Raw genomic sequence first — 24568 nt, forward strand, 5'->3', positions numbered from 1 at the left:
AGATCAATTAATTTTTTTATGATTAAATGTGATTAAAACTCAAAGAGCGGGAGAAGGGGTTCGAACCCTCGACCTCAACCTTGGCAAGGTTGCGCTCTACCAACTGAGCTACTCCCGCAGTTAAATTCTGCTTAGGTTCTACTTCTAATTATAGGTACATATTACAATTTGTAAACCCTACATGCATGAAAATCATGAGAGCCAATTTTCTATGATCTTTTCGTATACTTAAAACTCATTTTTGATTATTGTATGTGTCATAAAACATATTAAATTTATGAGAATATTTATATATAAGGACGACCTGCCAGCCAGTGCAATACCGAATGATATAAAATCTATAGCTGTTGATACAGAGGCAATGGGGCTACTGCATAGCAGAGATAGATTATGCCTTGTTCAGCTCTCTTTCAATGATGGCAACGCTCACTTAGTTCAATTCAAAAACGATTATACAGCTCCAAATTTGAGAAAAATATTAGAGGATAAAAATATAACCAAAATATTTCACTTTGCGCGATTTGATGTGAGTATAATACATTACTACCTGCAAATTTGGGCACTGCCTTGCTATTGCACGAAAATAGCCTCACGTTTAGTTCGCACCTACACAGATAATCATAGCTTAAAAGAGTTGTGCTTAGAACTACTTGATATAAAATTAAATAAGCAACAACAATCTTCTGATTGGGGAAATGAAAATTTAACAGACAAGCAAAAAAGTTATGCTGCATCTGATGTTTTATATCTCCATAAAATAAAGGAAAAGCTAGATTTAATGCTAGAACGTGAAAATAGAAAAGAATTAGCCGAAAAGTGCTTTGAATTTCTTTCTACTCGTATTGAGCTAGATTCAATGGGTTGGGGGAGTGTAGATATCTTTAATCATCATATGTAATCACTTCACTTGAATTCAGAAAAATTTAGTTGATCAGCTGTTAATTGATACGCTATATTTATAAAAATTTAGGTATTTTATGAGTGATGATATTAAAGCGGTAAATGATCAAAATTTCGAATCTGAAGTTGCTAACCACAAAGGATTTGTGCTGGTAGATTTTTGGGCAGAATGGTGTGGACCATGCAAAAGTCTGATGCCACGTATCGAGCAGTTAGCCAAGGATAGAAAAGACAAGATCAAAATCTGTAAGTTTGACATAGATGGAGAAACTGAGGTGCCAAGTAAGTATGGAGTTCAATCTATACCTACTTTAATCATATTTCAAGATGGTAAGGAAATTGCACGCAAAATTGGCGCAATAAATGATTTACACAGTTGGGTTGATAGTGAAATAAGCGAGTAGACAAATTTCCTTTTGTGTGTATTATAAGTGTTAGTAAAAGGGATTGTAGCTCAGTCGGTTAGAGCAGTTCGCTCATAACGAATTGGTCGTAGGTTCGAGTCCTACCAATCCCACCACTATTGATACAATTGCAAGGCCTACTCTCTTAGATAAGCTTTTTGCCTTATTAAAGTACTTGGTTGTTAGTGTTTGAAAACTCCATGATATTAGATTCCTTGCATAACTGGAATTCAAAAGTTCCAGAGCGGTTTTCTTATTGGATCTCAGCTGGGATGACGCCTGGTTATGAAAGAAATCTATTGTCAAAAAAAATTACTTCCGCGTATTTTGAATCTGATTATAATGACAATTAGAGATATTTTAAGAGCTCAAATTTGTCTGCAGACTTTCAATTAATCTTTCAATAAAAAGCGTGCTCTTCAGCTTATATCTGTCGTGTGTGCGCTGCATTTTTTTCTAATCTTTTTATACAGGAGGATTTTATGTCCAGAATTCCAGATATTTGACCTTTAACTTAGCTAATAACAGGCGCCTGTGGTTTTTATAAAGAAAGTGTAGGAAATAACCAAAAACTTTTTCCAGGCATAAATTTGCCATGTATACCTAAAAAGTAATTATATTAGCATAATGTTCATACTTATATGCTAATATTAATATTATTAAAATTGAAGAATATTATGGAACAACAAGCATCAAACAAAGAGAAAGGGATTGAATTTAGATATAATCAATGTAATCAGAAATGCCATTCCTACAAAACAAAACGGACAGACCAAGAATGCCTAGATAAATGCTATGAGAAGTACGTTTCTAAACTTTATCCACAAATTAGTGAGAAATTATTAGCTAGTGAAAACAATCTCTATGATGAAAGCGAAAAATTATTGCTTATAGCAAATGAAATACACAATCAAGATGCAATGTTTTTTTAATCACAAAAGAAACACTTATTTCAATATTTGAAGAGATGTTAGCTTTTTAGATATATTCTGACTTATTGAATAATTCTTTAAATTGGTAAAATACTGTTTCTTTTCCTCTATTTCTTTTTCACTATTCTTTCCACATATCGCTTCTGTTTTTATCTCTGGTTGTTTCTCTTGATTGAGAGAGCCCTTCTTTTCAAAATAATTATCTGTGAATTCTAAAAAGAGTGAAATCAGCTCAGGAAGATTGTATTTGTGTTCACTTGATGAGCACAATTCTGTAATCGAAGAAAAGTGAATATCATCTGCCTTAATAGGTAGTAACGATAGAAACTTATTCCAGCATTTTCTCATTATTCCAACTTCAGATTCAAGGTTTTTTATTTTAGCTAAATCGGTATGCTCCATGAAAAACTCTTTGTATTGCTCAAAACCTTCAAAAGTTTCTTTTTTTTGGTAGTTTTTTTTCCTATGACTTTTTTCTATGTCAGAAATTTTAGTACCTATATTTGCCTGCTTACTAATAAAGCCATCGTTCTCTAGATTAAAACAAATTGTGTATGGAGTAATATCGTTTACTATTGTATGTGGCTTAAAGTGCCAACCAAAGCATTTGAGTATGAATTTTATTATAGGAGGAAATAGCCATTTAGGTTTTGATATGTGTAGTAATTTCACTACAAGTTTTTTGAATGAGCTAAAGGATTTATTGATAACGCATCTTAAATGAACATTGTCATCTTTTTTAAACTTTTTATAAACCTCTGCAGCTATTGGTCCTCCAGCACAGCTTCCATACAGTACTATATTGTCTGGGTGAATGCCTTGCTTTAGAAGATCTGAAATGACTGCAATTCCTGCATTTACTCGATTTTGACCGTTTAAAGAATGACCTTTGCTTTTTCCAGAACCAGGAAAATTAATAAGGTGAACATCCATACCTGCTTCAGCTGCCCAATTCCATTCACTTTTGTCTTCATCTGGCTCTTTTTCAAAAGTATATGTAAGCCCTGGAAAGTAAACTATATGCTTTTTCTTTCTGCTATCTGCACTGCTCTTCGAGTTTGACATCACTATCTTTTGAATTCGCATTCCATTTTGAACTTCTACGAACTCTTCCCTAATTTTTATTGTATTTTCTTCTGTTACTTTCATTTTGCGTTTTTCACTATATTGATTTAATAATACATGAAATTTTAGAAAAAATCAATTTTTACTAAAAAATTAACTTATAGCGTATCTATCTTTATATTTATTGGAATTAAGGTAGTAATGGGAAATGTCTCTTGACATTTGATAAACCTAAACGTAGCCTAAAACAATTTAGTGTTTATTTATGACATTTGTTCAATCACTTAATAATCAATTAGATAGTTTACACTTATTAAAACACCCATTTTACGAGTCATGGAATGAAGGTAGCTTAAGCCTGCAGGCTCTTCAAACCTATGCTAAGGAATATTATCACCATGTTGCTGCTTTCCCTCGTTATATCAGCGGTATACATTCTTTATGCCCCAATCTAAAGATGCGGCAAGTTTTACTTGGTAATTTAATAGAGGAAGAACAAGGCGATGAGAATCACCCAGAATTATGGCAGCGTTTTGCTGAAGGGCTCGGAGTAGCAAGGGTTGATCTTCTTGAAGATGCACAGGTTAAGGAGACGCAAGAATTAGTTGACGGTTACTTTGACATTGTAAAATCAGATTTTGCAGCAGGTCTTGGAGCTCTGTACGCTTATGAACGTCAAACTCCAGAGGTTTCTAAATCTAAAATTGAAGGTCTAAAAAAACACTATTCAATAAATGATGAGCGTCCTCTCAAATTTTTTACTGTTCATATGGAAGCTGATGAGTGGCATTCTGAAGAATGTGCAAACCTTATTGCAGATTTAAACGAAGAAGAACAAGAGAAAGTTATGCAAGGCGCTGAAAAAGGAGCAAAACTCTTATGGGGTTTTCTTGATGGCATGATGAATGTTGATGTTTGTCATTAATTATAAGTAGATACTAAATTCAGTGGTAGCATGTAATCTTCTTATATCTGATTTACGGCTTTGGGTTCATTTGGGATGTAGTGCAGAAGAGAAGTTTTCTCCCCAATTGGTGAGTATTGACGTTGATTTCACTTTTAAATCTCCTCCTTCAGGGCTTACAACTGATCAACTTAAAGATACTATCTGCTATTTGGAAGTAGTGCAAAATATTCAATCTCTTGTTCAGGGCAAGCAATTTAATTTAATCGAGCATTTAACTCATGATATATACAGGATGATTAACGACCTTTTTATGCAAAAAGAGCATTCTGTCAGGGTGACTACTCACAAAATCGCACCACCAGTTCCTGGTGTGCATGGGGGCGTTTTTTTTACTTACTGTAATGAATTGCAAGAATGATCTATATTTCTATTGGATCAAATATAGGGAATCGCCTTTCCCATTTACAAAGAGCTACTGAGTTACTAAAGAAGCGCTATTTAAAAGACTTAAAGTCTTCGATCATTCTAGAAACTAAGGCTATTTTACCAAATGGTGCTCCACCTGATTGGAACAAGCCATTTCTCAACATGATTGTCTATGGAAGTTGTTCTTCTTCTCCTGAGGAGCTACTAAAAGGCTTAAAACAAATCGAATGTGATATTGGTCGTCCACAAGTCTACGAAAAATGGGCACCTCGTGTTATTGATTTAGATATTTTGTTATGGGATGATCTAACGCTTGATACACCTGATCTTAAAATTCCTCACCCAGAATTGGTAAACAGGCCATTTTTGATCCACTTGATGGCAATGGTTAACAAAACATTTGCTTTCAATGTTCAAGACTGTTTTTCAAAGAGTTTTACGATTTCACCAAAGCTTATGGGTATTGTCAACATTACCCCTGATTCATTTTCAGATGGTGGTCTTTATTATGATGCGAATCGAGCAACCAAGCAGGCATTGCAGCTGGTATCAGATGGTGCAAGCATAGTTGATCTTGGAGCTCAATCAACAAGGCCTGGAGCTTCAATAAAGACGCCAGAGGAAGAGTATGAACGTCTAAAACCAGTACTTGATAATCTTAGCGACTATATGAAAAATGGTGATATTGAAGTCAGCATTGATAGTTTTTGGCCAGACGTTATTTTAAACGTTTTGAAGCACTACAATATTGCCTGGGTAAATGATCAGAAGGGAGATCTGAGTAGTAATACCTTAAAAGAAGTTGCTAGCAGTGGGTGTAGTGTCGTTATTATGCATTCACTTTCGATACCACCACATAAGGACAATATTATTCCACATGATATTGACCCAATTGATATCATAAATAATTGGGCAGAGGAGAGCATTAATAGGTTACTTGCCCTTGGTTTTGATGAAAGTTCAATAATTATTGATCCTGGTATTGGTTTTGGCAAATCTATGTATCAGAATATTCAGATTTTACGCAGTATAGAAACTTTACAAAATTTTGGCTGCAAGGTTTTAGTTGGCCATTCCAGAAAGTCATTTATTTCCTCTTTTTCCATAGAATCTCCCTCTAATAGAGATTTAGAAACAATTGCTATATCTGCTATACTGCAAAATAAGGTTGATTTCCTTAGAGTGCATAATGTACGCGACCACATGAGATTTTTTGTAGCCCAAGCTGTCTTAAAGGGATGAAGATTATTGGAATTATGGCTGTTGACCCTAATGGGGTAATTGGAATAAATAATGATTTGCCCTGGCGTTATCCAAGTGAGTTTAAACATTTTTGTCAAGTAACCGACAAGCAAGTTATTGTGATGGGAAGAAAGACATTTGAAACCGTGCCTCAGAGTATACTAAAGAATCGTACACCTATTGTTTTCTCCCGTAACAAGTGTTTTAATAGAGGCCCAAAATGTACTGTTGTCTCTTCCATGAAAGAATTTCTGTCAATTCAAAGTAGTTCTCAAGTCTTTGTGATTGGTGGGGCACAAATAGCACACCTTTTTTTAGAGCATAACCTAATCTCAGAATTTATTATGACTGAAATGCATAAAACTTATAAAGGTGATACGTATTTCAATTTAGCACTCCTTGATCAGTGGAATAAAACTATTCTCACTAAAACTAAAGACTATACTATATGCAATTGTGTCCGTTCAGCAGAGTAGTAAAATAAGGTAGGCGAGAAAAGACAACTATCAGTGCATGACACTGGCTCCTTTATGATGGTCAGTGCCCAGAAACTGGCATCCAGTTAAATTTATGGATCTCAGTGTTAGCTACTTAAATAACAGGGGAGAGCTACTAAATGACATCTTCAATTTCTGTACAGCTACATCGCAAGAAAGGAAGCACTGGCTTTCACATTAGCAAATTCCCTGAATAGATGCATACAATTTAATGCATAATGAAGTGTGACCTTAGCCAAAAAAAAAGCAGCAAAAAAGTTAACGCGTTCTAGACGTAACTTTACTAAGTACCATTTCTCTTAATTCTTCAGTCAGTGTGCCACTATCCAAAACACTGTTATGAGGATCATCTCCATATATACACAGATCATCACGAATCTTGATCGGATTACCATTTAATAATCGATCATCTCTCATTGCATTTGCCAACTGTGCAGGAAGTGGTATTAATTTGTCTCTTGCGTGATTAATAATTACTATTGGCGTTTTTTCATTTTGTGACTTTTGTAAATTATCTACTATATCAAAGTCTAAATCGAAGGCTTTTAGTATTCTTTTTAGTAGGAATGAGGGCAGTATACTCAAAATTTTCGTCTGAGGCATTGGAAAATGCTCTATTGCTGTATGAAAAGAACTAAAAGTGCTAGTGAAGACAATTCCTCCAAGTTTAACATCTCTATTCGCAAAATGCCTTGATACTTCTGATGCAACTGCTCCTCCAAAAGAATGACCGAAAAGTATAATATTTTCGGGTTTTACACCTTGATTTATTAGTTGATTAATTTTCTCTATTGAAGACTTGAATAAGTTTTGATTCTTATTTAGAAACGGAATCATGAGTAGCAATATAGATAAAAAAACACAAGCTGAAGCTGATAAGACTGCCAATCCAGCTGTTCTAGCTGTTATTGGATTAGTGAGCAGTATGACAGTAGGTGGCAATATTGATGCTAGTAAGCATACGAAGCTGGTTAAGGCATAAGTTATATAATTTTGAAATGCAGCCGGGTATTTGTGTGCATGAGTGTGAAAATTAGGTATATCATGGTGGTGCATGAGCTCAGATTGCATATCTTTACAGAATGTAGTTGCATTTTTATAATTATCCCCTAACCCATGAAAGAATATAAGATGTATTTCTTTTTCTTTAGTGTTAGGCATTATTTTCACTATTAAATATTTTCAATTATATACTATTCTTATAATTTTGTTGAGCTTTTTCTATGTTAACTAGTGAACCGGCAATCTTAAAATGCTTGCAAGATCTACTTACATCAAGGTGCATGAGTTTTTTTTGTATCCGTTCATCAGAGTAGTAAAATAAGAAAAAGAGAAAAGAAGACTAAATGAATTTCATCCGAGTAGCTGACACTGACATCTATATAAAGACAATCTAATGCACTCATTTAAAGTGAAGTTTTCTGGATCCCAGTGTCTAGGCACTGGGATGACAAGAAAAGAGTTGACTTGAATGACACCGAATAGGTACTGGGACAGAGGCTACTTGAATAATATTTCACCATGTCATTCCAGCACTTGATGCTGGAATCCAGAAGTTTTTTGAGCACAAAAGTCATGCTAAGTTTTTGTTGTTAAGAAAGGCTGGATAGCTACTTGAATGACACCATTTGTTACTGTGTTTTTGTCTATCTTATTTTGCTACCCTACTGAACGAATACACAAAATCTAACTTTTTTCTATACAACCAGCTAGGTCAAGAAAGGTGAATCTATCTCTTGTTGCAAATGTAAGATTGACTACCTTGCAATATTGCTCTTTGTTCCAATTAAGATGCTCCGGTAAGTACGGAATTGATAGATCTTCAAATACTTTCTGCAGGTGTTTTGCAGATAGTAAATTTTGCTTAATTAAACTAGAAATATTACTCCATTCTTTGCAAATAATCTCTTGAATTTTTTGCTGCATCATTTGCTTCTGCTTTAGAATTTTTATAAATTCGGTATTACCAAAGCACTGAGTTATATGTTTTACATCTAAAGTGATCGGTTTGGTAATCGGGTTTTGTATTGACAATATCTCCTCTTGCAAGTTAGCCATAGTAATCGTCGTAACAGCAATTTTTTCGCCATGTAACGAGGAGGAATAATCTTTTGTTACCGTCTCCATTGCATGAGCTATCATATGTTCTCCTTGGCTTGCAGAGTAGCTGCCTTTTGACATCACCATTCCAAGTCCTGAAATCAATAAGGCTTCCATAAGTAATAAAACTACTCTTTTATCTTTTTTAGCAAGTGCCAAGTGTTCTCTGAGCAAAATTTCCTCCAGATTGCGAACAAGTTTAAAGGGGAGTTCATTATATTCTGTGCCAAGTAATAGATGAGATAATAGCCAATCGGCTTGTACTGTTGAACGGCAGATGAAATCTGCAAATCCACTTAATGTGAGGCGTGGTGGTGCGTTGGCAATTATATCGTTATCAATGTATATTGCCTTTGGAAGATGTGCTCCGAACGATTTTTTATATCCATCAACTAATATTGAAGCGTTTGCAGAGCTATACCCATTCATGGAAGCGGCTGTTGGGAACGATATATAATCTTTTTTCTCGAGGTAGCTTGCATATTTGCAGATATCATTAACAGTGCCACTACCAAATGCAACCATTAAGTCACTATCTTTTGCTTTATTTCTAACTAGGTTTACAGTTTGGAGGGAAGCAGCGCTGTTCAGTCTATTTGGTGTCATCCAAGTAGCGTGACACTGCGATCCATCATAGTCACGCGCTGGAATGACAGTTGTGGCTGGAATAATTAAATGAGAAACTTTATTAAGTATGTTTTTGTTTAAAAGTTTTGCTGTATTTTCATCTGCAATCAGAAAAATGTCATTTCCATATTGTCTACATATTTCATAGATATTATCAGCAACTTCCCTAATAAGAACTTGTTCTGTGTGCTGTAATATTTGTTTTAAATATCGCATAGAATGTTTACAATACGGTAATGTTAGTATTTCAAGATTGATATGAAGATTGACCCTGTAGAACTAACTAAGAAATTAATTTCTTTTAAAAGTATAACACCAAAAGACGATGGGGCAATAGAGCATATAGCAGCCATTCTCAAGAAAAGTGGTTTTGAATGTGAGATTTTAGAGTTTGGTGATAAAGTTAAAAATCTTTATGCGAAATATATAAATGGAGTACCAAACTTGTGTTTTGCTGGACATGTTGATGTTGTACCACCAGGTGAGTTAAAAGATTGGATATCTGATCCATTTAAGCCAGAAGTTAGAAATGGAATGCTATACGGAAGAGGAGTAGCTGATATGAAAGGCGGAGTAGCTGCATTTATTGCTGCTATCGTAGATTCAGTTGCAGGTAAGTTTCGATTCAGTGGTTCAATCAGTGCATTGATTACCGGTGCTGAAGAAAGCACGGAAGAACATGGAACAAAGGCCGTTTTGGAATGGATGAAAAGTAAGCAAAAAAAGATAGATTTTTGTATAGTTGGAGAACCAACGAGTAGTGAGAAATTAGGTGATACCATAAAAATAGGTAGAAGAGGTTCTGCAACATTTAAATTGATTTGCCATGGTAAACAAGGGCACGTTGCCTACCCAGATCTAGCAGATAATCCAATATATAAAATGGTATCGATACTAAGTAAGATAAAAGATACCACTTTTGATACTGGTAATAAATACTTTCAGCCTTCACATTGCGAAATTACTACTATCGACGTTGGAAATAATACTAATAATCTAATACCTAGTTCAATAGCAGCAGGTTTTAATGTTCGATATAACAATACACAAACACCGGACGTTTTATATAAGATGATTGATGCAATATGCACCAATGTGACTAACGATTATAAACTGTCTATGCAGAGCAGCAGGGACGTTTTTCTCTCTACTCCTGATAGAAATACTGATATTATGCTTGATGCGATAAATAAAATTACCGGTATTGATGCTGTGCTGAGTACAAATGGTGGCACATCTGATGCTGCGTTTATTAAAGATATTTGTCCAGTAATTGAATTTGGTATGATCAACAAAACCGCACATCAGGTAAATGAATGCGTATCAATAGACGATATACATAAATTAACAGCTATATATAAGGAGTTTATAAAAAATTATTTTTACCCCACTAATAAAATATTAAACCAAATCAATGTAATTGGTAATACGCCTGATGGTCCATTATTAGCTTGAGGTGCAGTTGCATAGAGAAGAAACTTACTAGACACATTTTACCAACCCCTTATTATAATATTAAGGGTATTTTTGACTCAAAACTTGTCTTTGATCTGTGCGAGCTTAATAACAAAAATTCAGTAGAAAGCTTATTGGCGAAAATTATCTGTTCAGCAGAGTGACAAAATAAGATAGACAAAAAGGGTGTAAGAACAAATAGTGTCATGCAACACTGGCTTTTGTACACAAAACGTTGTAAAGCGCTTTTGTCAACCTGGATCCCAGCTGGCTTTGTTGCATCGCTATCTACGGCGGATTAAAGATAAAAAAGATGAAGAATATCAGTAGCTTATTATTCTAGCATTTATAGTAAGGACGGTCAGTGAATATCTAAATTTGAGTAAAAGAAATTTTACTACCATTCACTAATCTAGCTAAAATTCAAGAATTTCAATGCTTTAGCTATTTTAAGTAGAATTAAATTTACTAATACAAACAATAAATTACTATTCTTAAATTTGATCAGATTGACTGCAAAAAAATAAGATTTTCAATAAGTTGCTTGTATAGTTAGCCTTTCATAGGTAGCGATGCAACAAAGCCATCCCAGCTCGGATAACAAGAAAAGAAGCACTGGTTTCACATAGATCTGAACAGATATAATTTCTTAAACATTTATAGCTCACATAAAACCCGGTCTGACTGTCATAAAGGCTACTCATTGCAGCAGACAACTTTCGCACTACTTCAAATTCTAATTTTCAACTTAAAGAGGTACGTAATGTCAAATAACTTCAATTTCAAAGAATTTTTTCACCATCACGAAGCAAATAGCACTTTAGATGATATACAAAGGTACTGCATACTGTGGCAATCAGTGATATCACAGGCAATGATTGATGCAGCAAGTAACTGTAAAAAAACAGAAAGCTTGTTAGAGAAACGTAAAGCAATTTCCTGGCTATCAGACTTCAGTCAAGATTTTGTTGAAACATGTATACTGGCTGATTGCGATCCATTATACGTAAAAAACAAAATACAGCCAATTCTAAAAAAGATAAAGCCCTTTTAATGAGGTTTACCCCTCTCACCAAGAAAAATATCATTTAATCTTTTTTCTATAGCTTCATCTATATCTTGGATTAATAGCTGCTTTATCATATTCACTTTCCGTTCTGCCTCTTGAAGATTATTGTTACCGTAACTGTTCTGATTACTATAACCATAACTACTGCCATTTGGTTTATTACTCATTTTTCTTCTTGTGCTGAGTATCTGAACTATCTTCTCCTTGAAAAAAGACTTCCAGCCTGTGCCAGAAAATAATTTGTAGAGAAAATGCGGAGTAAGAAACGCTACTAATATTCTAATAGAAACTCCATAACCCAAATCATCTCTATTTTCATAATACCATTTTAAATATTGATACAAATGGTAAAATGCATTTTTGAAAGAGCTAAACTCTACAGCATACCAAAAGCCACTGGTGAGAAACATGAGCATAATGCTCGATGTATAAAGATACAGAGTGAAAAGAAATAGCTTGACAACTATATCTTTCAAGCTGCCCAGTATATAATTAAATAACCTTAATTTATAAAAAAGTGATATCATTTCACGCACACTTTAATAAAGCTGGGGTGGAAGGATTCGAACCTTCGCGTGGCGGTATCAAAAACCGCTGCCTTACCACTTGGCTACACCCCAATATTGTTTATATCAATAACATTATTAACCCAATTAGTAAAAGATTTATTCGCTTTTCCTATGGGTATTATCACAACGGCTGGTTGATCATAAGAATGCATTGCCTCGATTTTTTCTACAATCTTATCAGTCTGATCATTCCTGCTCTTCATAATTGCCACTATTTCACAATTACTATTAATTTTACCTTCCCATAAATACAGAGAATTTACTTCGGGAAATATATTTACACATACAATTAACTTCTCGTTTAACAATTCTTCAGAAATAGTCTTAGCCTCTTTCAGGTTTGAAAAAGTTATATAGACTAAAACTAAGTTGCTCATTAATCGCTACATAAATGCATTTTTACTATACTCTACTTAGATTTATTCATCAAGAGAAAATAGGAGAGACCTCTTCAGTGCTTGACACATAGAAATTGAAGATGTCATTTAGTAGCTCTCCCCTTGTCATCCCAGTAGTTCTCCTCTTGTCATGCAAGTAGCTATCCAGCCTTTCTTAACAACAAAAACTTAGCATGACTTTTGTGCTCAAAAAACTTCTGGATTCCAGCAGGCTTTGTTGCACAGCTCTTCGGATAGTGGGTAATGTATAATAAATTCATGAAGCTATATCAAACTTAGCCATGCCTATTTCAGTAAATTTGTTAAGCAAATAACACTTGAGTAGCAGTTCCTTCTCACGATTAATCTCAGATTTATTCCTAAAACTAAATCCAAATATTTGCTTCAGTCGCGAGAAAAAACTTTCTATATAAGATCTCTTCCAATAATTTATCTCTTTTTTCCACCTCTTCATACCATCTTCATCATATGACTTTATGAGCTTGATTGTAGAATTTCTCTCATTCATATAATCCAACTTTGGATGCTCTACTGCATTATTTTGCGGAGGAATCCTTGTCTTTATGTCAAGCTCATCGCACAGTTTGTATAACTTCTTTCGATTATATGCCCTATCTGCATATATCGTGCTTATGTTATACTTGGTATCCACTCTTTCAATAAGATCACAGGCTCCATAGTGGTCGGAATAAACTCCACTACTGTATTTTGCAGCTATAACTTTTTTACTACCTATCTCTAGCATTACATGTAGCTTTCTTGTTTGCTCATAGCGGCGATACTTTCTATCTGTACCATTTGCCTTACTATGGCCTGGAATATTATTGTAGATGCTGATACCTGTACTATCTATAGCAATTTCAATATCTTCCATATCGTTCTTATCAACTCTGCAGTCGTTGATTTTGATATTAAGCTTTTTAAACCTTCTTGAAGCCTGCGAATAGCTGATAATTTGCAAAATTTTCCCTATTTGCTCAAGATATTTCTCTATAAATCCCACTGTTTGCCTAAGACCAATCCTGAATAGATAGGTTATTATGTGAATTAGAATCACTACTTTGTCGCTGTAGACATTGTTGCCACCTGCTACTTTTGGACTATTTTCGTACCAATTTTCAATGGCATCGTTGATATAATGAAAAACATTTCCCCTTTCTTGAAGAAATTTGTTATATTCATTGCAGTTACTGACTTTCATTCTTATTGGCATATTTTTCCTTTGTCGGCTAAATATCTATTTTATAACAAATTCCATCAGTAACTGCCTGTTCTTTCCTTGAGTGGTGCAACAAAGCCATTCCAGCATCAAGTGCTGGAATGACATGGTGAAATATTATTCAAGTAGCCTCTGTCCCAGTGCCTATTCGGTGTCATTCAAGTCAACTCTTTTCATCCCAGTGCCTAGACACTGGGATCCAGAAAACTTCACTTTAAATGAGTGCATTAGATTGTCTTTATATAGATGTCAGTGTCAGCTACTCGGATGAAATTCATTTAGTTGTCTTTTCTCATCTACCTTACCACTTTCTTGAACGGATACCATTAGCCATTCCCCTGAATAGATACAACAAATGTTGTATCTTTATCACTTCACATACATTATTCCATATACTATATGAACAACTGAAAAAAGACTTCAGTTAATTGACAATGAATCACGTTATTTTGTCAAATGCGCTGCTATCGCCAAACCATAGCTTAGCTTGAGTGGCTGAGGAGGGATTTGAACCCCCGACCAAGAGATTATGATCCTCCTGCTCTACCACTGAGCTACTCAGCCTCATTAAAAACCTTGCTATATATATGATCTACATGCTTCGTATAATACTTCAAATCAAACAAAGATTCAAGTTTTTTAGAGTTAATAACTTCAAGTAAGGATTTATCTTGTTTCAGTTCGGCCAGAAAATCACTATTGTTTTGTTTCACTTTCATTGCATTGCTCTGAACAATTTTATACGCCTCTTCCCTCGCCAAACCACTATTTACCAACTCGAGTAATACTCGTTGTGAAAAAACCAAGCCTTTTGAAGAATTTAAGTTCTTTTCAATATTTTCCTTATTGATCACCAATTTATCTATCAAATCTGTTAATCGTACTAAAGCAAAATCCATTGCTATACAAGCATCAGGAGCAATGCACCTTTCCACAGACGAGTGCGATATATCTCGTTCGTGCCATAATGCAACATTTTCTAATGCAGGAAAAACGTAGCTGCGTACTAAGCGTGAGAGCCCAGTCAAATTCTCACTTAAAATAGGATTACACTTATGCGGCATAGCAGAACTTCCCTTCTGTCCAGTGGAAAAATATTCAGAGATTTCGCCGACTTCAGTTCTTTGCAAATGACGAATCTCAATTGCAATATTTTCTATTGAGCTTGCAATTACTCCCAAAATTGAAAAGAACATGGCATGTCTATCACGAGGGATGACTTGAGACGATATGGTTTCAGGTATGAGTCCCATTTCTTTCGCTACATACTCTTCAACAAATGGATTAATATTTGTAAAATTACCTACTGCACCTGATATTTTACAAATTGAGATCTCTTTTTGCGCGCTAATTAATCTCTGATAATTGCGTTTAAATTCAGCATAAAATCTAGCAAATTTTAATCCAAGAGTTATTGGTTCTGCATGCATTCCATGACTGCGCCCAACACAAACAATATCTTTATAGTCCTCAGCTTTTTTTTTCAATACTATAAGTAAATTTTTTAGATTCTTGAGTAAAATATCACATGACTCTTTCAACTGCACTGCAAAGCATGTATCTAAAACATCAGAACTTGTCATTCCGTAATGGAGATAACGAACATCAACTCCCGCTTTTTCAGCAATATATGTCAAAAAGGCTATAACATCATGTTTTACAATGGATTCAATTTCGTTAATACGCTCAATATCAAATTCAATAGCACCAGAGAGCTTTTCAGCAACATCATTTGGAATAACTTTTAATTTTGCTTGAGCTTCACATGCTAATTTTTCTATTTTGAGCCATATGTTGAACTTATTTTTTTCTTCCCAAATAGAAGAGATTTCTTTGCGGCTATAGCGTGGAATCATTTTTGATTTATTCCAATAATGGTGTCATTCCAGTGTCATGCACTGGAATGACATGAGGGGAGCACTGGGATGATACCAGCTTAGCAATGGAAGACATTTCTTTACGACTATAACAAGGGATCATCTTTGATCAGCTATCATCAGCATCAGTAGCTTCTTTACTCGCATCTTGCTCTGCCTCTTGTTGCTCAGATTTCTGATTTTGCAACTTTGCTTGCCTTAATTCATGTGCATCTTTCTCAGATCTGACAACGTATATAGTAATTGGCACTATCACTTTACTATGTAATTCTATATTCACTTGATACTCGCCCAAATTTTTGATGCTTATTCCACCCAAAGATAAACTATGATGACTTATATCATATCCTTCTTGTAATAAAGTTTTTGCAATTTCACGTGTGGTTACAGAGCCAAAAATCTTTCCATCCTCTGAAGCTTGCTTTATTAATATAATAAATTTATCATGCAGTGATGATGCAAGCACTTTTGCTGCATTTAATTTTTTGGTATTTTCTTCTTCCAATAATAAACGCTGTTCCTCTAACTTTATTAAATTTTCCTTAGTGGCTTTCATCGCCTTTTTTTGTGGAAAAAGAAAATTACGTGCATAACCTGGCTTAACTTTGACAACTTCACCAAGCTTACCTAAAGTTGTTATATTTTCCTTTAAAATTATTAACATAAATTACCTAACTTTTTTAGTACAGTAAGGAGCAAGAGCTAAAAAGCGTGCTCTTATAATTGCTAAGCGCAACTTTCTTTGTTTTCTTGCGCACACACCTGTTAACCTTCTAGGTAATATTCTACCATAGTCAGAGGTGAATTTGGACAATAAATCTATATTCTTATAGTCTATGTCCTCATCTTTAGATGCAGCAAGAGGACAGACCTTAGGACGCCTAAAGCCAGTTCTGTTATTTACAGACACGTAAGAATTATTAAAACTATTTCGTCTTTTCATCATTATGCACTTTTCTCCTCAATTTGTTTATCCATTATGTAAGATTTACCTTTAAAAAACTCATTAACCCGTACAGACAAGTGGCGAATAATATTCTCATTCAGTTTTACTCTACGCTCAAATTCATCCATAATGCTTGAAGTAAAACTTATACACATCATACAGTAATGACCACTTTTCATCTTATTTATTGGGTATGCAAAATCCAATAGACCCCAATATTCATATTTTATCAATCCTGAAGCTTCAATATTTTTCAAAAGCACTTCCAGCGTTTTATTCAATTGATTTGAGTCTACTATTTTAAAACTTTTTAAAACCTCTTGAAGGGGCTTTATTAGATGTTGTGAAATATTTTCCTTAAAAGCATTTACTACATTATAGATAAATGCACTTTTAGTGTTAGCTCCTGGAAGGTCCATAAAATTTTGTTTTATTCCCGTATCACTTAGTTCATTTTTCAATTCTTTATCGATTCTTGACTTTATTTCTTTTAAATTTGAAAAATCTTCTTCCAATTCAACCCACAAAATTTTTGTCAGAGTTTCCAAAAAATCAGAGTAAACAATCAGACTTTTTTTAATGCTTTCGGTACTTGCCTCTAGCTCTTGTTTTATAACTGTGCTATGTTCTCTTTCTATGAGACCTTTAACCTCCTGAGAAATAACATCTGCTTTAATATTTTTCAACAAAATAGCCAATTCTTGGACCATTTCTTCTACTTCTTGCTGCAATAAGTTCGGTTGTGCTATAAAAGTAAATTCATAGAGATTCACTATATCTTCCTTTAATATCAATTAAACACTTTAATTATATAAAACTTTTTTATATAAGCAAGTTATTTGTATTAATTTCTACGTCTTCAATCCAACTTAAGTGAGATATTTCATAAATAGCTTTGGGGGTGATTGAATATGTACCTGGCAACAAGATGCTGACTTTATGTTTTTCGAGAAGAAACTTTAGCATTATTTTGGTTTTGCCTCCATTTTTCAACACTGCATTCAACTCCTCAGCAACTTTTTGCGAGTCTGAACATACAGCAGTTAAAACTAATCCTTTCATTAGAGAAGTAACCTTTTCTGTAAATTCAGATATGTCCTTTCCTGATAGTCTCGTTGTGTTTTCTGAAATTTCAAGATCAATTATCACAAATGCTCCAGGTGAAAATAGATTCCTTTTTTCTTCTATTATTTCATTATTGTAGAATGCTATTTCAGAAACATTGTGGGGATCAGAAAGTGTTAGTATAACAAATCTTCCACGTTCTGAGGTTCTCATACGCACATTTAATATTACACCAGCAGTTTTTATCGTTTTACTCTCTCCGATAAACCCAATATTTAATTTTTTCAAGAGAGTTCTAAACTTTTCAAGTGGATGATTAGTTAAGTAAAATCCCAATGAAAATAACTCATGCTCTAATTTTTCCTCTTCATTAAAATCTTCCACGTTCTCAAGTTTTGGCTTCAGAATATCAAGATTACCAAATAAAGCAGCTTGATTTGACTGCCTATTTTTATTTGCAAAGTAAATCAATGTGTCTATTGACTCGTATAACTGCTTTCTATTTTTGTGCACACTATCGAATGTTCCAGATTTAATTAAACTTTCTAATGCCCTTTTATTTATTATATGCCCCAAATTTTGAATGAATTCCCATATGTCCTTATAAGAACTTGAGCGTGCATTTACTATTCCTTCTGCTATAGCAAAACCAACATTACGCAAAGCAGCAATTCCGTAGCGTATGTGCTCACCCTCTATTGAAAATTCAGCCTTAGATTTGCTGATATCAGGCGAAAGAACAGCAACTCCACTGAATTTTGCAGCATGATAAAACAAATTCAGTTTGTCTCTATCATCAATGTTGAGATTCATCAAGGCCGTAAAAAATTCTAGCGGGTAGTTAGCCTTAAGGTAAGCTGTTTGGTAAGATATAATCGCATATGCTGCAGCGTGGGATTTATTAAATCCATAACCAGCAAATTTTGCAACAAGATCAAAAATATAACTTGCCCTGTCGTAATCAACACCGTTTTTTGTTGCTCCTTGAACAAAAAGTTCACGTTGTTTATCCATCTCTGCCTTAATTTTCTTACCCATGGCACGTCTGAGTAAATCCGCCTCTGCTAAGCTATATCCAGAGAGAATACGCGCTATTTCCATTACCTGTTCTTGGTAGATTATTACTCCGAATGTTTCTTTTAACACCTCCTCAAGCAATGGATGAATGTAATCTGGCTTTTCAAGTCCATGCTTTCTTGCAACATAAGTTGGAATGTTATCCATAGGCCCTGGGCGATAAAGAGAAATTAAAGCGATGATATCTTCAATGCAGTCTGGCTTTAGTTTTATTAAAGCTTCTCTCATTCCCGAACTTTCAAGCTGAAACACTCCGATTGAATCACCTCTTGAGAGCATTTCATAGGTTCTTTGATCAATCAAAGAAACTGAGGAAATATCAAATTTTTTTTTATCACGATTAATTAAACGACATACATGATCTATTAGTGTTAGCGTACCAAGTCCAAGAAAATCAAATTTTATTAACCCAGCTTTCTCTACATATTTCATGCTGTATTGAGTGATTGGCAGAGCCGAATTTGGATCATAATAGACGGGAACAAAATTTTCTAATTTTTGATCGCATATTACAATTCCAGCAGCATGAGTTGAAACGTGACGATATATTCCTTCGAGCTTTAGAGATATATCAAGAAGTTTGGCAATTACTTCATCACTATCCCTTTCTTTCTGAAGATTTTGATCAAACTCTATCGCTTGCGATAAAGTTACAGGATTTACTGGATTAAATGGAACCATTTTAGATATTTTATCCACTTGAGAGTAAGGCATTTGCAATACTCTACCAACATCACGCAATACTGCCCTTGCTTGCAATTTTCCAAAAGTGATTATTTGAGCAACATAACCGTACTTTTTCTGAACATAATCAATAACCAGGTCCCTTTTCTCTTGGCAGAAATCGATATCAAAGTCAGGCATCGATACACGATCAGGATTTAAAAATCTTTCAAAGATCAGACCAAATTTTATTGGATCAAGATCTGTAATCTGCAAGCTCCAAGCAACAATTGATCCAGCACCAGAACCTCTTCCCGGTCCAACTGGAATGCCATTTGCTTTGCTCCAACGAATAAAATCAGAAACTATCAAAAAGTAGCCAGCGTAGTTCATCGAAGTTATTACGCTTAGTTCGTAATTCAGCCGATCGTAGTATTGTTTAAGGTCTATGTCCGTTTCATTTGCAATGCGGAATTCTAATCCTGCAACTGCCTGCTCCCTCAGTTCTTCATTCTCAGTTTTATTTTCTCGACAAGGAAATTTAGGCAAGATAGGCTGCCTGCTTCTTGGCATGTAAGAGCACCGCTTAGCTATCACTAAAGTGTTATAAATTGCTTCGGGAATGTCGCTGAACAGTTCCTCCATTTCTGCCACAGATTTGAAGTAATGCTCGGTAGTTAACTTCTTTCTGTTATTCTCCAGGGCATAACTGCCCTCCGATATGCACGTTAATATATCATAAGCTTCATAATCAGATCTATTTGAAAAAAACACATCATTCGTTGCCACTAGTGGTATATTGCGCTGATAAGCAAAATCTATTAAAGCTTCTTCAAGCTCTAGCTCTTTATTCAGCCCATGACGCTGCAATTCAACATATAAATGACCATCGAATGCTGAAAGCAGTTTTTCAACCGTTTCTTTGTCTTGCTCCAATAACAGTTGAGCCAAACATCCACCAGTTAAGGCGATTAGACCTGTATTAAAACTTAATAGCTCATCAAAATCAACGTAGGGAATATCGCTGCTATTTTTGCGCTTTTTAAAAGACTCACTCACCAAAGTGACTAAATTAGTGTACCCTTGTTCATTTTTTGCAAGTAGCAATATTGGTAAATTTTGTTCTGAATGTTTAACTATAATATTGCATCCTACTATTAGCTGTATTCCCTTATTTGCTGCATATTCTGCAAATTCAAGTGAGCCAAATAAGTTGCCTGAATCAGTAACTGCAACTGCCGGCATTTTGTTCTGCAAACAAAGACCAATCAGCTCCTCAATTTTAACCGAACTCTCAAGCAGAGAATAAACGCTATGAACACGTAAGTGTATGAACATAAAAAATTTTAGATTAGCAATAGTTAAGGATAACATTAATTTACTTATAAGGATATGCAATAGAGTCAACTTGACAAACCTCATCAGTCTTCTTATCATGACAATAAGAGTATTTATCCTTGTTTTTAATCTCTGCAGATTTAACAACAAAAATTCAGTAAAAAACTCAGGTATATATTGGCAGATTACATAAAATTATAGCGGCTGCATGTCTTTTTTATTTTTTCTACATTCAGCCAAAACGCGCTTTAAATAAGCGTTAGCACATTATTACAATGCCGATTTACATTATTATAGGGTTAAAACTCACTACTGGGGGATTCTTTTGCCTTTTTTTGCTTGGTAAATTTCTTAATATTTTTGATTGGTTAGGAGTTCTATAGAGATGTCATTTCAGTGCTTCTTATTACCTGTTCTGGATCCCAGTGGGCTTTGTTGCACCACTCAAGGAAAGAACAGGCAGTTACTGATGGAATTTGTTATAAAATAGATATTTAGCCGACAAAGGAAAAATATGCCAATAAGAATGAAAGTCAGTAACTGCAATGAATATAACAAATTTCTTCAAGAAAGGGGAAATGTTTTTCATTATATCAACGATGCCATTGAAAATTGGTACGAAAATAGTCCAAAAGTAGCAGGTGGCAACAATGTCTACAGCGACAAAGTAGTGATTCTAATTCACATAATAACCTATCTATTCAGGATTGGTCTTAGGCAAACAGTGGGATTTATAGAGAAATATCTTGAGCAAATAGGGAAAATTTTGCAAATTATCAGCTATTCGCAGGCTTCAAGAAGGTTTAAAAAGCTTAATATCAAAATCAACGACTGCAGAGTTGATAAGAACGATATGGAAGATATTGAAATTGCTATAGATAGTACAGGTATCAGCATCTACAATAATATTCCAGGCCATAGTAAGGCAAATGGTACAGATAGAAAGTATCGCCGCTATGAGCAAACAAGAAAGCTACATGTAATGCTAGAGATAGGTAGTAAAAAAGTTATAGCTGCAAAATACAGTAGTGGAGTTTATTCCGACCACTATGGAGCCTGTGATCTTATTGAAAGAGTGGATACCAAGTATAACATAAGCACGATATATGCAGATAGGGCATATAATCGAAAGAAGTTATACAAACTGTGCGATGAGCTTGACATAAAGACAAGGATTCCTCCGCAAAATAATGCAGTAGAGCATCCAAAGTTGGATTATATGAATGAGAGAAATTCTACAATCAAGCTCATAAAGTCATATGATGAAGATGGTATGAAGAGGTGGAAAAAAGAGATAAATTATTGGAAGAGATCTTATATAGAAAGTTTTTTCTCGCGACTGAAGCAAATATTTGGATTTAGTTTTAGGAATAAATCTGAGATTAATCGTGAGAAGGAACTGCTACTCAAGTGTTATTTGCTTAACAAATTTACTGAAATAGGCATGGCTAAGTTTGATATAGCTTCATGAATTTATTATACATTACCCACTATCCGAAGAGCTGTGCAACAAAGCCCACTGGCATCCAGTTTTTTTGTGCAATTCCGTCAAAAAAAGCGCTTTCGTGTTTACCAACTTAGTTAGATTCCAGTGTCAAGCTACTCGGATGACACCAAAGAGGCTATTTGAATCTAATTTACTATTCACAATCCCGGTTATTAGCTTATTTGAGTTGACTTTTCATCATAATTATGTAATAATTAAACATATTGTTTAATATTGAAGGTAGAATTATGACAGGAGGATATGAGTCACTGGAAAAAGTACTAAGGACGATTGAGGCTGAGAAAGATTTAAATCTCAATAATATAATTGAGAAAATAAAAACAGAACTAGAGGAACAGGATCAAGGTCTATATAAAAATTGGGAGGAAGGTAAATTTGATGTAAATTATGTATTTTATATTCCCGCATATGAAAAATTGACGTTATTAATGATAGCTGCTAGGAATGGTCACGCAAGTGTAGTAGAGGTTTTACTCAAAGCAGAAGCAAATGTTAATGAGAAAGGTTGGCGTGATGCGACTCCTTTGCATTTCGCTGCTAGGAATGGTCACGCAAGTGTAGTAGAGGTTTTACTCAAAGCAGAAGCAAATGTTAATGCAGTAGATATTGAAGGGTGGACTCCTTTACATGTCGCTGCTGGGAATGGTCACAAAAAGACAGTAGAGGTTTTAATCCAAGAAGGAGCAAATGTTAACGCAGTAGATCGATATGGAAAGACTCCTTTAGATTATGCTGAAGGTTATGCTAAGAATCAAGACGTAGTAAAAGCTCTATTAGACGCAAGAGGAGGTTCTTTTGTGAAAGCACGTAATAAGGCAATGATTGCTGGTGGAGTGAATACATTATTAGGCACTGCTATAGCAGTGGCACTTTTTACAACTGGAACAATTACAGCTCAGTTGATACCTATCGTTATAGCAGTGGTTGCAGTTACAGCAGCAGCACTGGTAGTTGGTTGTGCTACATATGAATTACTAAAGCCTAGTACTAAAGTTGATGGAGCAGAAAAACCAATTGTCAACTCAATAAATGAACAGCAGGGAGTTACTGGCATTTCTTCATATTAGAGCGCGTGACGCAGGTTCCTGGATCCCAGTACTGGGATGACAATGAAGGGGCTGCTTGAATAACAACGAAGGGTTATTTGGATAATAGCCGTACTTGATCTGGATTCCAGTGGGCTTTGTTGCACCACTCAAGGAAAGAACAGGCAGTTACTGATGGAATTTGTTATAAAATAGATATTTAGCCGACAAAGGAAAAATATGCCAATAAGAATGAAAGTCAGTAACTGCAATGAATATAACAAATTTCTTCAAGAAAGGGGAAATGTTTTTCATTATATCAACGATGCCATTGAAAATTGGTACGAAAATAGTCCAAAAGTAGCAGGTGGCAACAATGTCTACAGCGACAAAGTAGTGATTCTAATTCACATAATAACCTATCTATTCAGGATTGGTCTTAGGCAAACAGTGGGATTTATAGAGAAATATCTTGAGCAAATAGGGAAAATTTTGCAAATTATCAGCTATTCGCAGGCTTCAAGAAGGTTTAAAAAGCTTAATATCAAAATCAACGACTGCAGAGTTGATAAGAACGATATGGAAGATATTGAAATTGCTATAGATAGTACAGGTATCAGCATCTACAATAATATTCCAGGCCATAGTAAGGCAAATGGTACAGATAGAAAGTATCGCCGCTATGAGCAAACAAGAAAGCTACATGTAATGCTAGAGATAGGTAGTAAAAAAGTTATAGCTGCAAAATACAGTAGTGGAGTTTATTCCGACCACTATGGAGCCTGTGATCTTATTGAAAGAGTGGATACCAAGTATAACATAAGCACGATATATGCAGATAGGGCATATAATCGAAAGAAGTTATACAAACTGTGCGATGAGCTTGACATAAAGACAAGGATTCCTCCGCAAAATAATGCAGTAGAGCATCCAAAGTTGGATTATATGAATGAGAGAAATTCTACAATCAAGCTCATAAAGTCATATGATGAAGATGGTATGAAGAGGTGGAAAAAAGAGATAAATTATTGGAAGAGATCTTATATAGAAAGTTTTTTCTCGCGACTGAAGCAAATATTTGGATTTAGTTTTAGGAATAAATCTGAGATTAATCGTGAGAAGGAACTGCTACTCAAGTGTTATTTGCTTAACAAATTTACTGAAATAGGCATGGCTAAGTTTGATATAGCTTCATGAATTTATTATACATTACCCACTATCCGAAGAGCTGTGCAACAAAGCCATTCCAGTGTCTAGGCA

At 34.7% G+C, this 24568-nt stretch carries 24 protein-coding genes and 4 tRNA genes; 14 read left to right on the top strand and 14 right to left on the bottom strand.

Annotated features, from left to right (window positions below):
* Window positions 1-45: 45 nt before the first annotated feature.
* Window positions 46-118, bottom strand: a tRNA-Gly gene (locus ABWU28_RS01660).
* 159 nt (window positions 119-277) lie between these two features.
* Here ABWU28_RS01660 and ABWU28_RS01665 point away from each other — a divergent pair.
* The 4 genes from ABWU28_RS01665 to ABWU28_RS01680 all read left to right on the top strand — a co-directional run bounded on the left by ABWU28_RS01665 (window position 278) and on the right by ABWU28_RS01680 (window position 2236).
* Window positions 278-898 (top strand): ribonuclease D, encoded by a 621-nt coding sequence (locus ABWU28_RS01665; protein WP_265025280.1) that lies wholly within the window; start codon window positions 278-280, stop codon window positions 896-898.
* A gap of 79 nt (window positions 899-977) precedes the next feature.
* Window positions 978-1304 carry a thioredoxin gene (gene trxA, locus ABWU28_RS01670; RefSeq protein ID WP_064085368.1) on the top strand — a complete coding sequence of 109 codons (327 nt, stop codon included), beginning with the start codon at window positions 978-980 and terminating at the stop codon, window positions 1302-1304.
* 39 nt (window positions 1305-1343) lie between these two features.
* A tRNA-Ile gene (locus ABWU28_RS01675) sits at window positions 1344-1420 on the top strand.
* A gap of 561 nt (window positions 1421-1981) precedes the next feature.
* Window positions 1982-2236, top strand: coding sequence for a hypothetical protein (locus ABWU28_RS01680; protein ID WP_007302118.1), 255 nt, complete (start codon window positions 1982-1984; stop codon window positions 2234-2236).
* Between the two features lie 15 nt (window positions 2237-2251).
* Here the strand turns inward: ABWU28_RS01680 and ABWU28_RS01685 are convergent, their stop codons facing one another.
* A complete protein-coding gene (locus ABWU28_RS01685; RefSeq protein WP_264376624.1) occupies window positions 2252-3385 on the bottom strand; it encodes an alpha/beta hydrolase family protein in 1134 nt (377 codons plus the stop codon).
* Window positions 3386-3566: 181 nt separating this feature from the next.
* Between ABWU28_RS01685 and ABWU28_RS01690 the strand changes: the two genes are divergently transcribed.
* From ABWU28_RS01690 to ABWU28_RS01705, 4 genes are read left to right on the top strand one after another with little or no spacing between them, the layout of a single operon-like run.
* A complete protein-coding gene (locus tag ABWU28_RS01690; RefSeq protein WP_149168679.1) occupies window positions 3567-4226 on the top strand; it encodes a CADD family putative folate metabolism protein in 660 nt (219 codons plus the stop codon).
* 22 nt (window positions 4227-4248) lie between these two features.
* Window positions 4249-4626, top strand: a complete 378-nt coding sequence (locus tag ABWU28_RS01695) for a dihydroneopterin aldolase (protein ID WP_007302114.1) — start codon at window positions 4249-4251, stop codon at window positions 4624-4626.
* Window positions 4623-5876, top strand: coding sequence for a dihydropteroate synthase (gene folP / locus ABWU28_RS01700; RefSeq protein ID WP_019236720.1), 1254 nt, complete (start codon window positions 4623-4625; stop codon window positions 5874-5876). Before ABWU28_RS01695 ends, folP begins: the two co-directional genes overlap by 4 nt.
* The gene (locus tag ABWU28_RS01705; RefSeq protein WP_019236719.1) at window positions 5873-6352 is read left to right on the top strand and encodes a dihydrofolate reductase; all 480 of its coding nucleotides are present in this window, start codon (window positions 5873-5875) and stop codon (window positions 6350-6352) included. The genes folP and ABWU28_RS01705 overlap by 4 nt, the downstream gene beginning before the upstream one ends.
* Before the next feature lie 279 nt (window positions 6353-6631).
* Here ABWU28_RS01705 and ABWU28_RS01710 read toward each other — a convergent pair whose 3' ends face one another.
* Complete coding sequence (locus ABWU28_RS01710) at window positions 6632-7210, bottom strand: alpha/beta hydrolase (protein WP_353275459.1); 579 nt, start codon at window positions 7208-7210, stop codon at window positions 6632-6634.
* Here ABWU28_RS01710 and ABWU28_RS01715 point away from each other — a divergent pair.
* Window positions 7209-7355 (top strand): hypothetical protein, encoded by a 147-nt coding sequence (locus ABWU28_RS01715; protein WP_019236717.1) that lies wholly within the window; start codon window positions 7209-7211, stop codon window positions 7353-7355. The two genes, ABWU28_RS01710 and ABWU28_RS01715, sit on opposite strands and share 2 nt — an antisense overlap.
* Before the next feature lie 704 nt (window positions 7356-8059).
* Here the strand turns inward: ABWU28_RS01715 and ABWU28_RS01725 are convergent.
* Window positions 8060-9316, bottom strand: a complete 1257-nt coding sequence (locus tag ABWU28_RS01725; protein WP_264376623.1) for an iron-containing alcohol dehydrogenase — start codon at window positions 9314-9316, stop codon at window positions 8060-8062.
* Window positions 9317-9358: 42 nt separating this feature from the next.
* On the opposite strand from ABWU28_RS01725, the gene dapE reads away from it, so the two are divergent.
* Window positions 9359-10555: a succinyl-diaminopimelate desuccinylase gene (gene dapE, locus ABWU28_RS01730; RefSeq protein WP_353275461.1), complete on the top strand. Its 1197-nt coding sequence runs from the start codon at window positions 9359-9361 to the stop codon at window positions 10553-10555.
* A 763-nt stretch (window positions 10556-11318) separates the two neighbouring features.
* Entirely contained in the window at window positions 11319-11609 is a 291-nt protein-coding gene (locus ABWU28_RS01735) for a hypothetical protein (protein ID WP_264376622.1), read from the top strand.
* Here ABWU28_RS01735 and ABWU28_RS01740 read toward each other — a convergent pair.
* The 10 genes from ABWU28_RS01740 to dnaE all read right to left on the bottom strand — a co-directional run bounded on the left by ABWU28_RS01740 (window position 11606) and on the right by dnaE (window position 20776).
* Complete coding sequence (locus tag ABWU28_RS01740) at window positions 11606-12034, bottom strand: hypothetical protein (protein ID WP_264686189.1); 429 nt, start codon at window positions 12032-12034, stop codon at window positions 11606-11608. The genes ABWU28_RS01735 and ABWU28_RS01740 overlap by 4 nt on opposite strands.
* Window positions 12035-12172: 138 nt before the next feature.
* Window positions 12173-12244 (bottom strand) — tRNA-Gln (locus ABWU28_RS01745).
* Window positions 12235-12570: a divalent-cation tolerance protein CutA gene (gene cutA, locus ABWU28_RS01750; protein WP_063630722.1), complete on the bottom strand. Its 336-nt coding sequence runs from the start codon at window positions 12568-12570 to the stop codon at window positions 12235-12237. Before cutA ends, ABWU28_RS01745 begins: the two co-directional genes overlap by 10 nt.
* Before the next feature lie 277 nt (window positions 12571-12847).
* On the bottom strand, window positions 12848-13804 hold the full coding sequence (locus ABWU28_RS01755) for an IS5 family transposase (RefSeq protein WP_213863789.1): 957 nt from the start codon (window positions 13802-13804) through the stop codon (window positions 12848-12850).
* Between the two features lie 498 nt (window positions 13805-14302).
* Window positions 14303-14374, bottom strand: a tRNA-Met gene (locus ABWU28_RS01765).
* On the bottom strand, window positions 14365-15666 hold the full coding sequence (gene purB, locus ABWU28_RS01770; protein ID WP_007302075.1) for an adenylosuccinate lyase: 1302 nt from the start codon (window positions 15664-15666) through the stop codon (window positions 14365-14367). The genes ABWU28_RS01765 and purB overlap by 10 nt, the downstream gene beginning before the upstream one ends.
* 130 nt (window positions 15667-15796) lie before the next feature.
* Window positions 15797-16351 carry a 50S ribosomal protein L9 gene (gene rplI / locus ABWU28_RS01775; protein ID WP_019236699.1) on the bottom strand — a complete coding sequence of 185 codons (555 nt, stop codon included), beginning with the start codon at window positions 16349-16351 and terminating at the stop codon, window positions 15797-15799.
* A 3-nt stretch (window positions 16352-16354) separates the two neighbouring features.
* Window positions 16355-16633 (bottom strand): 30S ribosomal protein S18, encoded by a 279-nt coding sequence (gene rpsR, locus ABWU28_RS01780; RefSeq protein WP_015587948.1) that lies wholly within the window; start codon window positions 16631-16633, stop codon window positions 16355-16357.
* On the bottom strand, window positions 16633-17406 hold the full coding sequence (gene rpsF / locus ABWU28_RS01785; protein ID WP_353275703.1) for a 30S ribosomal protein S6: 774 nt from the start codon (window positions 17404-17406) through the stop codon (window positions 16633-16635). The genes rpsR and rpsF overlap by 1 nt, the downstream gene beginning before the upstream one ends.
* 49 nt (window positions 17407-17455) lie before the next feature.
* Window positions 17456-20776: a DNA polymerase III subunit alpha gene (dnaE, locus tag ABWU28_RS01790; protein WP_353275464.1), complete on the bottom strand. Its 3321-nt coding sequence runs from the start codon at window positions 20774-20776 to the stop codon at window positions 17456-17458.
* A gap of 514 nt (window positions 20777-21290) precedes the next feature.
* On the opposite strand from dnaE, the gene ABWU28_RS01795 reads away from it, so the two are divergent.
* The 3 genes from ABWU28_RS01795 to ABWU28_RS01805 all read left to right on the top strand — a co-directional run bounded on the left by ABWU28_RS01795 (window position 21291) and on the right by ABWU28_RS01805 (window position 24505).
* Entirely contained in the window at window positions 21291-22247 is a 957-nt protein-coding gene (locus ABWU28_RS01795; protein ID WP_213863789.1) for an IS5 family transposase, read from the top strand.
* Window positions 22248-22510: 263 nt separating this feature from the next.
* Complete coding sequence (locus ABWU28_RS01800) at window positions 22511-23350, top strand: ankyrin repeat domain-containing protein (protein ID WP_353275466.1); 840 nt, start codon at window positions 22511-22513, stop codon at window positions 23348-23350.
* Window positions 23351-23548: 198 nt separating this feature from the next.
* Entirely contained in the window at window positions 23549-24505 is a 957-nt protein-coding gene (locus ABWU28_RS01805) for an IS5 family transposase (protein WP_213863789.1), read from the top strand.
* The last annotated feature ends 63 nt before the right edge of the window (window positions 24506-24568 follow it).

The sequence above is a fragment of the Wolbachia endosymbiont (group B) of Pilophorus perplexus genome (assembly GCF_964028155.1).
GTDB lineage: Bacteria > Pseudomonadota > Alphaproteobacteria > Rickettsiales > Anaplasmataceae > Wolbachia.